Genomic DNA, 12,838 nt, shown 5'->3' with positions numbered 1-12,838 from the left:
CAGACAACTCGGAATTACCCAATTTTTTGGCAAAACATGGTTGTCTGGCAAAGGAAACGTTTCGTTACACGTTTTGGCAGCTTGTTACTCGTTTGTTTCCGATGCTTCTTCTTCAGAAGCCGGATTGGCTTCTTCAAGAGGTGCAGGGGACTCAGCGGAGGTCACAATGATTTTATCTGCATCTTCTAATTGTGCTTTTAGTTGATGTACTTGTGGATGCTCAAGATAAAATTCTGCAATGCCGTCTTCGATTTGATCTTGGATGGTTCTACGCAATGGGCGAGCCCCCATCGTTGCACTGTAACCAAGATCCACCAATTTTTCTTGCACGTCTTGTGGAACGTCGATATGCAGTTTTTGTTGGCTAAGGGTTTGATTGACTTCATGCAGCATGAGAGACACGATCGATAACAAGTTTTCCTTGCTTAAAGCTTTAAATTCGATGATGCCGTCAAAGCGGTTGAGAAACTCTGGTGTAAAGTAATTATTCAATTGATTCAAAACGGAACGAGTGATACCTTCACGCGCCGCACCGAAGCCAACGTTAGCTTCAACTTTGCCGGTTCCGGCATTACTTGTCATGATGATCAAGGTGTCCTTAAAGCTGACGGTACGTCCTTGAGCATCGGTCAAGCGACCATCATCGAGAATTTGCAAGAACATATGCAATACATCAGGATGGGCTTTTTCTACTTCATCTAATAGAATCAAGCTGTAAGGATTCCGACGAACTTTTTCAGTCAATTGACCTGCTTCTTCATAGCCAACATAGCCTGGAGGAGAACCAATCAATTTGGATACACTGTGTTTCTCCATGTATTCTGACATGTCGAAACGAATCATTGATTCTTCAGAACCAAACATTTCATAAGCTAATTGTTTTGCTAATTCGGTTTTCCCGACACCGGTTGGACCGACGAATAGGAAAGAGCCGATCGGACGGTTTTGTTTGCCTAAACCGACCCGATTTCTGCGGATCGCTTTTGCAACTTTGTCGATTGCTTCGTCTTGACCAATAACTTTAGCTTTCAAGTCATCCGCAAGATTCCTCAACTGGGTTTGTTCTTTTTCTTTTAATTCCCCAACAGGGATATTTGTCCGTTCTTCAACGATTTGTTCCATGTCTTTTTCGGTGATGACAGGCGTTTCTTCTTCGCTGATTTGACGTTCTTTCATTTTTTGAAGCTTGTTGATTTGATCGCGATAGTAAGCAGCTTTTTCAAAATCTTCTTCTCGAGAGGCAGCTTGTTTTTGTTCTTCCGCTTCTTGTAATTTCTTTTCGATCGTTTTTGGATCAACGATTTGGATCGTCAAGTTTTTCTTCGAACCTGTTTCATCTAGCAGATCGATCGCTTTATCAGGCAAGAATCGATCTTGAATGTAACGGTTAGAAAGGGTAGCGGCAGCTGCGATCGCTTCATCCGTATATTTCACATGATGGTAATCTTCATAACGCGGTTGTAGGCCTTTTAAAATACGAATGGTTTCTTCCACAGAAGGTTCATCCACACGTACTGGTTGCAAACGCCGTTCTAAAGCGGCGTCTTTTTCGATAATGCGGTATTCATTTAACGTCGTTGCTCCGACCATTTGTAGTTCTCCACGGGCAAGAGCTGGTTTTAAGATGTTTCCAGCATCCATATTTCCGTCGCCGGCTGCACCAGCGCCAACGATTTCATGGACTTCATCGATAAACAAGATCACATTTTCCGCTTGCTTGATTTCTTCGATCAATTTTTGGATGCGTTCTTCAAATTGGCCACGAATACCTGTGCCTTGAACAAGCGACGCAACGTCCAAACGAATAACTTCTTTTTCCATCAATTTTTGTGGCACATCACCATCAACGATTTTTTGGGCTAACCCTTCAACAACGGCAGTTTTCCCAACCCCAGGTTCACCAATCAATACAGGATTATTCTTGGTTCGGCGATTAAGGATCTCGATCACGCGTTTGATTTCTGAATCACGACCGACCACTGGATCGACTTCACCATCACGAGCCATTTGAGTGATATTGATGCCATATTCTCCCAGCAGACCCGCAGGCGCTTGGTTATTGCGTGGTGGTTGCCCGCCAACAAAACCGTTACCGCCAGTTTGTGTCGGTGGGGTTTGTTCATAAGGGGGATTTCCTTGCTGCATTTGACGAGACATTTGACGGAATAAATCATCAAGATTGCCAAATCCAAAAGGATCTTGCGCCATTGCAGCTGCAGCATTCCCAGATTGTGCTTTTATTTTTTGGTAACAACTTTGACAATAATCGAGTTGTTTTCTTTGACCATTGACATTGGCATATAAATGAATTGAAGCTTCATTTTTGCCGCAATTTTGACAAAGCATAGATTCACGACCTTTCATATTTGTTCCAACAACCCTATTTTACGGCGCATTTGATTGCTTGTAAAAGAAAAGGGGCTGTGGGCAAAGTAACGGTCACCTTCAAGGTAATGTGTTATTGATCTTTACTGACCATAATTCTATTATACTAACTTTTTGTCAGACTGCAAGAATTTTACCTTTAAAAATTTTCCCTTCGATTTCACTTATAGAAGCGGTCTTTTAAATAAAAAGTAATTCCTATATAATAGAAAGAAAGAGGTGAGAATAGACGTTGGAGAACAGAGATTTTGCTGCAGAAGTAGTACGTTTACGTAATGGAGAGATCCAAGAATTGATTGTCCAACAGCCGGAATTTCTGGCGTTTAGAGATGTCTGGCTCCAGTTGGAAGACCGGTCTTCTTTTGTCGGAGAAGCGGGGTTAAATGGGAAGATCATCTACCGTTACGTGCAAGAAAATAAATAGGACATTTATTTCAATCGTTTATTTAAGAGAAAACGGTTGTCTATCGAGGAAAAAAATGGTAATCTTAACAGTTGAAAGGGCGATTTTTTTCGGGTATCATTGCATGCATGGAAATTTTGCCTTCACACAAAAAAACGTATCATAAAGGAGATTGATCAATATGGAAAAGAAAGATTTTCACGTAGTTGCTGAGACAGGGATTCACGCACGTCCAGCTACATTATTGGTTCAAACAGCAAGCAAATTCAACTCTGATATCAACTTAGAGTACAAAGGTAAATCAGTAAACCTTAAATCAATCATGGGCGTAATGTCATTAGGTGTTGGCCAAGGTTCTGATGTAACTATCACTGCTGAAGGTGCTGACGAAGCAGATGCAATCGCTGCAATCGTAGAAACAATGAAAAAAGAAGGTTTGTCTGAATAATGGTTGAGATGCTAAAAGGAATTGCTGCTAGTGATGGTGTAGCCGTTGCGAAAGCCTACCTGTTAGTACAACCTGATTTATCTTTTTCAAAAGTATCAGTTGAAGATACTGCAGCAGAGGAAGCACGCTTAGATGATGCGTTAGCGAAGTCAACAGCGGAATTACAACAAATCCGCGACAAAGCAGCGCAAACTTTAGGTGAAGCAGAAGCACAAGTATTTGATGCTCATTTAATGGTTCTTTCAGATCCTGAGATGATCGGTCAAATCAAACAAAACGTGACAGATAACAAAGTCAATGCAGAAGCTGCATTGAAAGAAGTTACTGACATGTATATTGGTATGTTTGAAGCAATGGATGACAATGCTTACATGCAAGAACGGGCAGCTGACATCAAAGATGTTGCTAAACGTATCTTGGCGCATTTGTTGAATGTGTCTTTGCCTAATCCTTCAATGATCAACGAAGAAGTAGTCGTTGTTGCGCATGACTTGACACCAAGTGATACCGCACAATTAGACCGCAACTTTGTTAAAGCTTTTGTAACAGATATCGGTGGACGTACTTCTCATTCCGCAATCATGGCACGTTCTCTTGAAATCCCAGCAATCGTTGGAACGATGGAGATCACTGCAAAAGTGAAAGCGGGCGACATCTTAGCTGTTAACGGCATTATCGGTGACGTTATCGTCAACCCGACAGATGACCAAGCGGCTGAATTTGTTGAAGCTGGGAAAGCCTACGCAGATCAAAAAGCAGAGTGGGAAAAATTAAAAGATGCTGAAACAGTTACGGCTGATGGTAAGCACTTTGAATTAGCTGCGAACATTGGTACACCAAAAGATTTAGAAGGTGTCCACAACAATGGTGCAGAAGCAGTCGGTTTATACCGGACTGAATTCTTGTACATGGATTCTCCTGATTTCCCAACAGAAGAAGACCAATATAAAGCGTATAAAGCAGTTCTAGAAGGAATGGCTGGAAAACCAGTGGTTGTCCGCACAATGGATATCGGTGGCGATAAAGAACTTCCTTACTTAAAATTGCCTCATGAAATGAATCCTTTCTTAGGCTATCGTGCATTGCGTATCAGCTTGTCTGAACTTGGGGACGACATGTTCCGTACCCAACTTCGTGCGTTGTTACGTGCTTCTGCTCATGGTAACTTACGTATTATGTTCCCAATGGTGGCAACATTGAAAGAGTTCCGTACAGCGAAGAAAATGTATGAAGAAGAGCGTCAAAAATTGATTGACGAAGGCGTTGAGATTTCTAACGAGATCCAAGTCGGAATCATGATCGAAATTCCAGCAGCAGCTGTCTTAGCAGACAAGTTTGCGAAGGAAGTTGACTTCTTCAGTATTGGTACCAATGACTTGATCCAATACACAATGGCTGCAGACCGCATGAATGAACGCGTGTCTTACTTGTACCAACCATACAACCCATCCATCTTACGCTTGATCAAAAACGTGATCGATTCAGCGCATGCTGAAGGCAAATGGGCTGGTATGTGTGGAGAAATGGCCGGCGATCAAACTGCTGTGCCACTTCTTGTAGGTATGGGCTTAGATGAGTTCTCAATGAGTGCAACATCTGTTCTGAAAACACGTAGCTTAATGAAACGTTTGTCAACCACTGACATGCAAGAATTAGCAAAACGTGCTTTAGAAGATTGCGATACAATGGAAGAAGTTGTAGAGTTAATCGAACAGTATGTAAAATAATCATTTCTAGGCAACAAGCAATTTTTGCTTGTTGCCTTTTTTTGTTTTAAGAAGACATTTTGTTTGATTTGACTTGCAACAACTTACTACTTTTTTCAGAAAACGAACAGTTTTGTCATATCTTGGAATTAAGCTATGATTCCCTGAGTTTTTCCCGTATCATGGTTAAATGGGGAACAAAATCTAGGACCATGGTAGGAGTATCTCTGCGATCGCCTATGGTATACTAATATCAGATATAAGCATTTCCAAGGAGGAATCATCTTTGAAAGTACTTCTTTATTTTGAAGGAGAAAAATTATTAGCTAAATCAGGTATCGGTCGCGCATTGGCCCATCAGCAACGAGCGCTGACATCTGTCGGGATTCCTTTTACTCTTGATAAAAATGATGAGGATTATGACATTCTTCACATCAACACGTATGGAATCAATAGTATGCATATGGTCAATAAAGCCAAAAGACAAGGAAAAAAAGTGATTTACCATGCCCATTCTACAGAAGAGGATTTTCGGAATTCATTTATCGGTTCAAATCAGCTTTCGCCATTATATAAAAAATATTTGATCAATCTTTATTCCAGAGCCGATCAATTGATCACCCCGACCCCTTATTCGAAAGAACTTTTGGAAGGGTATGGTATCCAAGTGCCGATCGAAGCGATCTCAAACGGGATCGATCTTGACAAATATCAGCCGGATCATGAGAAAGAAAAAGCCTTTCGTGAGTATTTTCAGCTTTTACCTGATCAAAAAGTCATTATATCGGTCGGCTTGTTTTTTGAACGAAAAGGCATTCTTGATTTTGTAGAGATAGCTAGACAATTGCCTGAATATACGTTTATCTGGTTTGGTCATACACCAATGATGACGATTCCTAAGCAGATTCGCGACCTTGTCAATGAAGACCATCCAGAAAATGTGCTGTTTCCCGGCTATATCAAAGGAGACATCATCGAAGGGGCATATTCAGCGGCTGATCTGTTCTTCTTTCCTTCCTATGAAGAAACAGAAGGGATCGTGGTCCTTGAGGCGTTAGCCAGCCACCAAAATGTGCTTGTTCGGGATATTCCAGTATATAAAGGGTGGCTAAGCAATGGGCACAATGCATACATGGAGAAAACCAATCAAGGGTTTATCGAGAAAATCAAAGGAATCGTAGATGGCACGTTGCCACAGTTAAGTGAAGCGGGTTATGAAACGGCCAAGCAAAAGAGTATTGATGAAATCGGATATGAGCTAAAAGAAGTTTATACAAAAGTGATGAATACGGAATAAAGAAACTAATGTAAAGTTTGGAGGTACCGTTTTGAAAATCGGATTTTTTACAGACACCTACTTCCCCCAGGTAAGTGGTGTGGCGACATCGATCAAGACATTGAAAGAAGAGCTTGAGAAAAAAGGCCATAAAGTGTATATCTTTACTACGACCGATCCCAATGCTGATCTAGACGAAGAAGATATCATTCGCATGCCAAGTGTCCCGTTTGTGTCCTTCAAAGATCGGCGAATCGTAGTGCGCGGCATGTTGTATGCCTATTTGATCGCCAAAGAGTTAGAGTTGGAATTGATCCATACCCATACCGAGTTTGGCTCTGGGATGTTAGGGAAAATGGTGGGGCGCAAATTGCAAATTCCTGTGATCCATACCTACCATACGATGTATGAAGACTACTTGCACTACATCGCCAATGGGAAGGTCTTACGGCCGTCTCACGTGAAATATCTTTCGCGGCTATTTGCCAACCACTCGACAGGTGTTGTTTGTCCAAGTGAACGAGTCATCGATACGCTGAGGGGGTATGGTGTGGTTTCACCGATGCGGATCATCCCCACAGGGATCGAAGTCGAGAAGTTTCGTCGACCGGACATTACATCTGAAATGAAAAAAGAATTGCGGGAGAAATTAGGCATCACTGAGGATCAACCCATGCTGCTTTCTCTCAGTCGTATTTCTTATGAAAAGAATATCCAAGCGATCATCGATGGAATGCCGGAAATTCTAACCAAGATTCCTGATGCGCAATTAGTGATCGTTGGGAAAGGTCCGCATAAAGAAAAATTAGAAGAAAAAGTGGTGGATATGGCGCTAACTGACCATGTTCAATTTGTCGGCGAAGTGGCGAATGATAAAGTGGCGATCTATTACCACGCTGCCGATTACTTCGTCAGTGCCTCCACTTCAGAAACACAAGGACTGACATACACGGAAGCAATGGCTGCTGGGACCCCATTAGTCGTTGAAGGCAATGATTACTTAAACACCTTGATCGATGATCCATCGTTAGGCGTCACCTTTGAGAGTGATCGGGATTTCGCAAAAGCATTTATTGATTATTATGAACAAAAGATTCCTGCTGATCCCGAAGTTCTTTCTAGGAAGATGTACGAGATCTCGGCATTACGCTTTGGTGAGTCGATGCTGTCTTTCTACCATGATATGGTTGCCTATTATGAAACCGAACGCATCGAGAAAGAAACCGAGCAGACGTTAGAAAAATTCAAAGTCAAATTAAAGGCTTTTCGCCGAACGATCGATTAAACAGAAAATTTTCGCAAGTTCATGTTTTTAGCGTATACTAAAGACATGAACTTTTTTATTTTGGAGGGATCTGCATGAAATTAGGATTTATCGGTACTGGTGTCATGGGTCAAGCGATGGTTGGTCATCTCTTAGCTGCAGGACATACAGTGAATGTTTACAATCGGACGAAAGCAAAAACAGATGAACTCGTTGCGAATGGAGCAATTTGGTGTGACACCCCAACAGAAGTTGCATCAGAAAGTGAAATCATCTTTACAATGGTTGGGTATCCATCCGACGTTGAAGAAGTTTACTATGGGCCTCAAGGGATTTTTCAAACGGCTGTGACGGGCAAAACATTGGTGGATTTTACCACCAGTACACCTGATTTGGCAGAACGAATCTATCAGACAGCGAAGGAAAAAGGTGCTGCGAGTATCGATGCGCCAGTTTCTGGTGGTGACCTTGGTGCCAAAAATGCCACGCTAACGATTATGGTTGGTGGCGATGAAGAAGCTTACCAACAAGTAAAACCACTTTTTGAAGTATTAGGAAAGACGTTTCAACTTCAAGGAGGGGCAGGAAAGGGTCAGCATACGAAAATGGCCAATCAGATCATGATTGCCGGAACCATGACGGGGATGACAGAAATGCTGGTCTATGCGAACCAAGCGGGTCTAGATTTACCACGAGTGATTGACACCCTTTCTGGCGGTGGTGCTGCCAATTGGTCCATGACGAATTACAGTCCACGTATCCTAAAAGAGGATTATTCACCAGGTTTTTTTGTCAAACATTTCATCAAAGATCTGGGGATCGCTCTGGATGAAGCCAAGAAGATGGGATTGGATTTGCCAAGCACCACTTTAGCTAAAAAATTGTATGATCAGTTGGCTGAAAAAGGCTATGAAAATGACGGAACGCAGGCGCTGATTAAACTTTGGTGGCAAGATGGAAAAAAATCTTAAAATGACAAAAAAAATACGAAAAATCAATGCAAGATAGAGGATGTTTTGATACAATATAACGGACAGAAAAAGGAGGCTTACGAATGAAAAGTTCGCAATTAGTCGCTATCATCAAACGTTTAGAAGCGATGGTCGAAGCGCAAGACAATGAAGTTCAAGTACGTCGTTTTGAAAAAGAAGGCGTCGAAAAATGTACCGTTACTTATGACAATTCGACAGAAACGTTTGAATTAACGGAAGCAGAATCAAGTCAATCTTATCAATTTGATAATGTTGATATTGTAGCCATGGAAATCTATGATTTGATCCAATAAGAATGAGTGGGACGTTCGTCGTCGCTTTCTCATTTCTATACAGCAAGCCTACTTGGGCTTGCTGTTTTTTATTTATCTGCTGCTTTTTCTTGGCGGTACAGGTGATTAAGGATGATCCCTAATGGATCGAGATCTTCCGGGGCTAAAGGCAGCGCAGCGCTTGATGGCGGAAGTGGCTGGAATGTTTCTTCGGGAGAAAGAATGTTTGTTTGGATCAACTTACCAAAGCTGACTTGATAGTATTTGAGTTGAGTCGTCTGTGATACTGGCTCCTCTAAGTCAAGGGGAATCGAAAAAATCACTTCCGGTTCTTGAATGAACTGATTGACCCTCACGATTTCTTGGTAAAAGCTTTCTGCTAAATGGATCTCTCGCTGCAGTACACTAGCTTGTTCAAACAATAAGTGATCAATCAGGTATGCCAAGCGTTTTTTAAGGAGTGAAAAACAGTCTGTCTTCTTTCCTGCAAAAAAACAGCCGATCTCTCGCCACTTCTCTTCCAAGGGATACGCCTCCATTTGAGGGAGTTGTTTACGTAAGGTTAATAGCGTCAGTTCGTTGACTGTCGGCAATTGAAACGTTTCTGACAATAATTGAAACAACACAGGCAATTTTTTTGTTTGCCGAAAGGGGCCATAACTGCCAATTTGTGGTGTTTGAGTGATCGTGAAGCTATGATTCGTCAAATCAACAAAGCAATAGTTCGCTGAATGGTTCATTTGGCGGTTGTAGATAGGATGAAAAGCTTGGATCAAACGACATTCAAGTAATAGTGCATCCAATTCGGTATCTGTTTCGATGGTTTCAAAATCAACGACATTATAAACAAGTCGAAGTACCTTATTGGCATGCTGCTGGTTTTTTCGGAAGTAGGAAACGACACGCTGCTTCAATGATTTGGCTTTTCCCACATACAAGACTTCGTTGTGTTGATCTTTCATTAGATAAACGCCAGGCTTTTCAGGCAGTGCATTTGCTTTGTTTTTTAGAAACTCTTTGTTCGGATTCATCGATCGTTCCTCTCCTTCCTTCAAAGAGTAGCAGATGAGAGCGGAGAGAGCAACGTTTGCTGGCCGTTGACAAGAAAAAAATAGGAATAGAGTGGAGACAACGCAATGATAAACTTTGACATTCAAAGGAAATTTCTCTATAACGGAAACGGATTATTTTGTCAACTCGCAGCTTTTAAAATCTTAGAAAATCAATTCTTAAATAAAAATGCGCTTAAAAATAAAAAAAGTTCGAAAAAATTCTTGCATTTCTCAATAACTTCCGATATAGTTTGACTATCAAATGATTTGATTATCAAAGTATTCGGATGGTGAAGGTTATGGAACCCAATTTAGAAACAGTTAATGACTACTTAGTCAGCGTCTTTAATGACATCTTAGTGATTGAAGAATCTGAATTGAAAAAATCTCAATTCAAAGACCTTTCAATTACCGAAATGCATACCATCGAAGCCATCGGGATGTACAAAAAAAAGACCACGACTGAAGTTGCCAAAGAGCTTTCGATCACTGTTGGGACTTTGACCATCGCGATCAATCGTTTGGTGAAAAAAGAATATGTAGAACGGATTCGCAGTGAAGATGATCGGCGAGTCGTCAAACTAGGTTTGACGAAAAAAGGAAAACTCCTTTATCGTGTTCATCAGCATTTTCATCGTGAGATGGTGAAGGGTGTCTTGAGTCAGATGTCTCCTGAAGAGGAACAGGCACTGTTGAAAGCACTGAAAAATCTGCATGACTTTTTACAAGATTATAAGTGAGAATAATGGATGAATATGTTTGGAAAAATTACCGCGACTGCAAGTTATGTTCCAGAAAAAATCGTAACAAATGATGATCTATCAAATTTGATGGATACTTCAGATGAATGGATCCATTCTCGCACGGGAATCAAACGAAGAAGAGTCGCTGTCGGCGAAAACACTTCAGACCTTTGTATTCGCGTCGCTCAAACGCTCTTGCAAGATGCTCAGCTTTCAGCAGAAAGTCTGGATTTTATCTTGGTAGCGACGATCACACCGGATTTCAATACACCGGCGGTTGCTTGCCAAGTCCAAGGGGCGATTGGGGCAGTCAATGCCTTTGTTTTTGATATCAGTGCAGCATGTGCTGGTTTCGTGTATGCATTGTCTATGGCTGAAAAACTGATTCGAACGGGCGCTAAAAAAGGATTGGTCATCGGTGGAGAAGTACTTTCAAAAGTCTTGGATTGGAACGACCGTTCGACGGCTGTTTTATTCGGAGATGGTGCCGGCGGTCTATTGTTGGAAGCATCTTCAGAGCAGCATTTGCTCAAAGAGTCTTTAAAAGCAGATGGGACGCGAGGCATGTCCTTAACATCTGGTTTTCGCACGAATGAGAATCCTTTTTCACAAAACGCTCCGGCGTATAGTGCTTGTATGCAAATGATTGGACGAGAAATCTTTGATTTTGCGACGCGTGATGTGGTCGCCTCGATCAATGATCTGATACAAGATGAAGCAATTGATTATTTTTTGCTTCACCAAGCAAATTCACGCATTTTAGACAAAGTTGCTCGCAAGCTGAAGCAACCCCGTGAGAAATTTTTGCAAAATATGCAAGATTATGGCAATACTTCGGCAGCCTCGATTCCGTTATTGCTAGATGAAGAAATCAAACGAGGTACACTGTCCCTTGGCAGTGGTCAAAAAGTGGTGTTCTCAGGTTTTGGCGGCGGATTGACATGGGGAACTATGTTAGCCACCTTATAACTTGTTCACGAAACAAAATTACTATTGAAAAACACATTGGAGGAATATACACATGGTATTCGAAAAAATTCAAGAAATCGTAGCAGAAGAATTAGGAAAAGAAAAAGAAGAAATCAAATTGAACACGAACATCCAAGAAGATTTAGAAGCAGACAGCTTGGATCTTTTCCAAATCATTAACGAGATCGAAGATGAATTCGATGTGAAGATCGAAACAGAAGATGGTATCACAACCGTTGAAGATCTAGTTAAATATGTAGAAAAACAACAAGCATAAAACAAAGGCTAGGCAGACAGCCTAGCCTTTCCTTTTTAAGAACGTGTTTTTGCTGATTCATAGACGAACTGCAAGAAGCCATGTTCTCCAACAACAACGAACAAAGTAATGAAGGAGTGCAAGATGAAGACAGCCTTTTTATTTAGCGGTCAAGGTGCACAGTACCCCAAAATGGGGGAAGAGCTCTATCACCAAGAAGCAATCGTTCGTGAGACGTTTGAACAATCCAGCACTATTCTAGGATATGATATGGCCGAGTTATGCTTTACTGAAAACGAACGTTTAAACCAGACGGAATATACACAGCCTGCCATTTTAACAGTAAGCACGGCTTTTTGGCGACTTTTGGATGCGCAAGGAATCGAAGCTGTTGCTGTTGCTGGCTTAAGTTTAGGTGAATATACAGCCTTAGTCGCTAGTGGCGCGCTTGATTTCCAGACCGCAGTCGCATTGGTGCAAAAGCGCGGTCGGTATATGGCAAGTGCGGCGCCTGCAGGTGTTGGGAAAATGGTCGCTGTGATGAACACACCCGCTGAAACGATTGAAGAAATCTGTAAAGAAGCAAGTCAAGTCGGGATCGTGACACCAGCGAATTACAATACGCCGCAGCAGATCGTTATTGGCGGTGAAGCGCCGGCAGTGGATAAAGCGGTGGAATTGTTACAAGCTGCTGGAACCAAACGGGTGATTCCTTTAAATGTCAGCGGTCCTTTCCATACTGCTTTGTTGGAACTGGCATCGCAGCAATTAGCACAGGAATTAGCTCAAATTACCTTTGATGAGTTGCAAGTACCTGTCATCAGCAATACGACCGCGCAGCCGATGCAGCAAGACCAAATCAAGGAACTGTTGACGCTGCAAGTGAAATCACCAGTGCGTTTTTACGAAAGCATTGCGACACTGAAGGAACTTGGCATCCAACAAGTCATCGAGATCGGACCAGGAAAAGTATTGAGCGGTTTTATGAAGAAAATAGACAAAGAAATCCAGACTGCGCGTGTAGAAGATAGCCAAACGTTGGCAGATACACTAGCCCGATTCAACTAGGAGG

At 41.8% G+C, this 12,838-nt stretch carries 13 protein-coding genes; 11 read left to right on the top strand and 2 right to left on the bottom strand.

Annotated features, from left to right (window positions below; all coding sequences use genetic code 11):
- Positions 1–84: 84 nt before the first annotated feature.
- Entirely contained in the window at positions 85–2,346 is a 2,262-nt protein-coding gene (locus tag IGJ26_RS09370; RefSeq protein WP_034878864.1) for an ATP-dependent Clp protease ATP-binding subunit, read from the bottom strand.
- A 271-nt stretch (positions 2,347–2,617) separates the two neighbouring features.
- Between IGJ26_RS09370 and IGJ26_RS09365 the strand changes: the two genes are divergently transcribed.
- The 7 genes from IGJ26_RS09365 (at position 2,618) to IGJ26_RS09335 (ending at position 8,767) form a co-directional block, all read left to right on the top strand.
- Positions 2,618–2,809, top strand: coding sequence for a hypothetical protein (locus IGJ26_RS09365; RefSeq protein ID WP_005235564.1), 192 nt, complete (start codon positions 2,618–2,620; stop codon positions 2,807–2,809).
- 160 nt (positions 2,810–2,969) lie between these two features.
- Positions 2,970–3,236 carry a phosphocarrier protein HPr gene (locus tag IGJ26_RS09360; protein ID WP_003126335.1) on the top strand — a complete coding sequence of 89 codons (267 nt, stop codon included), beginning with the start codon at positions 2,970–2,972 and terminating at the stop codon, positions 3,234–3,236.
- Positions 3,236–4,963 (top strand): phosphoenolpyruvate--protein phosphotransferase, encoded by a 1,728-nt coding sequence (ptsP, locus tag IGJ26_RS09355; protein WP_194199634.1) that lies wholly within the window; start codon positions 3,236–3,238, stop codon positions 4,961–4,963. Before IGJ26_RS09360 ends, ptsP begins: the two co-directional genes overlap by 1 nt.
- 265 nt (positions 4,964–5,228) lie before the next feature.
- The gene (locus IGJ26_RS09350) at positions 5,229–6,239 is read left to right on the top strand and encodes a glycosyltransferase (RefSeq protein WP_005235568.1); all 1,011 of its coding nucleotides are present in this window, start codon (positions 5,229–5,231) and stop codon (positions 6,237–6,239) included.
- A gap of 31 nt (positions 6,240–6,270) precedes the next feature.
- Positions 6,271–7,503, top strand: coding sequence for a glycosyltransferase family 4 protein (locus tag IGJ26_RS09345; RefSeq protein WP_005235570.1), 1,233 nt, complete (start codon positions 6,271–6,273; stop codon positions 7,501–7,503).
- A gap of 74 nt (positions 7,504–7,577) precedes the next feature.
- Positions 7,578–8,453: an NAD(P)-dependent oxidoreductase gene (locus IGJ26_RS09340; protein WP_087664005.1), complete on the top strand. Its 876-nt coding sequence runs from the start codon at positions 7,578–7,580 to the stop codon at positions 8,451–8,453.
- A gap of 83 nt (positions 8,454–8,536) precedes the next feature.
- Positions 8,537–8,767, top strand: coding sequence for a YkuJ family protein (locus tag IGJ26_RS09335; RefSeq protein WP_005225886.1), 231 nt, complete (start codon positions 8,537–8,539; stop codon positions 8,765–8,767).
- 68 nt (positions 8,768–8,835) lie between these two features.
- Here IGJ26_RS09335 and IGJ26_RS09330 read toward each other — a convergent pair whose 3' ends face one another.
- A complete protein-coding gene (locus tag IGJ26_RS09330) occupies positions 8,836–9,777 on the bottom strand; it encodes a GIY-YIG nuclease family protein (protein WP_016612191.1) in 942 nt (313 codons plus the stop codon).
- A 320-nt stretch (positions 9,778–10,097) separates the two neighbouring features.
- Between IGJ26_RS09330 and fabT the strand changes: the two genes are divergently transcribed.
- The 4 genes from fabT to fabD all read left to right on the top strand — a co-directional run bounded on the left by fabT (position 10,098) and on the right by fabD (position 12,834).
- The gene (fabT, locus tag IGJ26_RS09325; RefSeq protein ID WP_008378199.1) at positions 10,098–10,538 is read left to right on the top strand and encodes a fatty acid biosynthesis transcriptional regulator FabT; all 441 of its coding nucleotides are present in this window, start codon (positions 10,098–10,100) and stop codon (positions 10,536–10,538) included.
- 9 nt (positions 10,539–10,547) lie between these two features.
- Positions 10,548–11,510, top strand: a complete 963-nt coding sequence (locus IGJ26_RS09320) for a beta-ketoacyl-ACP synthase III (RefSeq protein WP_194199633.1) — start codon at positions 10,548–10,550, stop codon at positions 11,508–11,510.
- A 52-nt stretch (positions 11,511–11,562) separates the two neighbouring features.
- Positions 11,563–11,787, top strand: a complete 225-nt coding sequence (locus tag IGJ26_RS09315; RefSeq protein WP_005225890.1) for an acyl carrier protein — start codon at positions 11,563–11,565, stop codon at positions 11,785–11,787.
- A 123-nt stretch (positions 11,788–11,910) separates the two neighbouring features.
- A complete protein-coding gene (gene fabD, locus IGJ26_RS09310) occupies positions 11,911–12,834 on the top strand; it encodes an ACP S-malonyltransferase (protein ID WP_194199632.1) in 924 nt (307 codons plus the stop codon).
- Positions 12,835–12,838 lie beyond the last annotated feature (4 nt).

The sequence above is a fragment of the Enterococcus sp. AZ095a genome (genome assembly GCF_050546735.1).
GTDB lineage: Bacteria > Bacillota > Bacilli > Lactobacillales > Enterococcaceae > Enterococcus_D > Enterococcus_D entomosocium.
The sequence above is the reverse complement of the archived record's forward strand: the minus strand, read 5'-3'. Positions and strand labels throughout refer to the sequence as shown.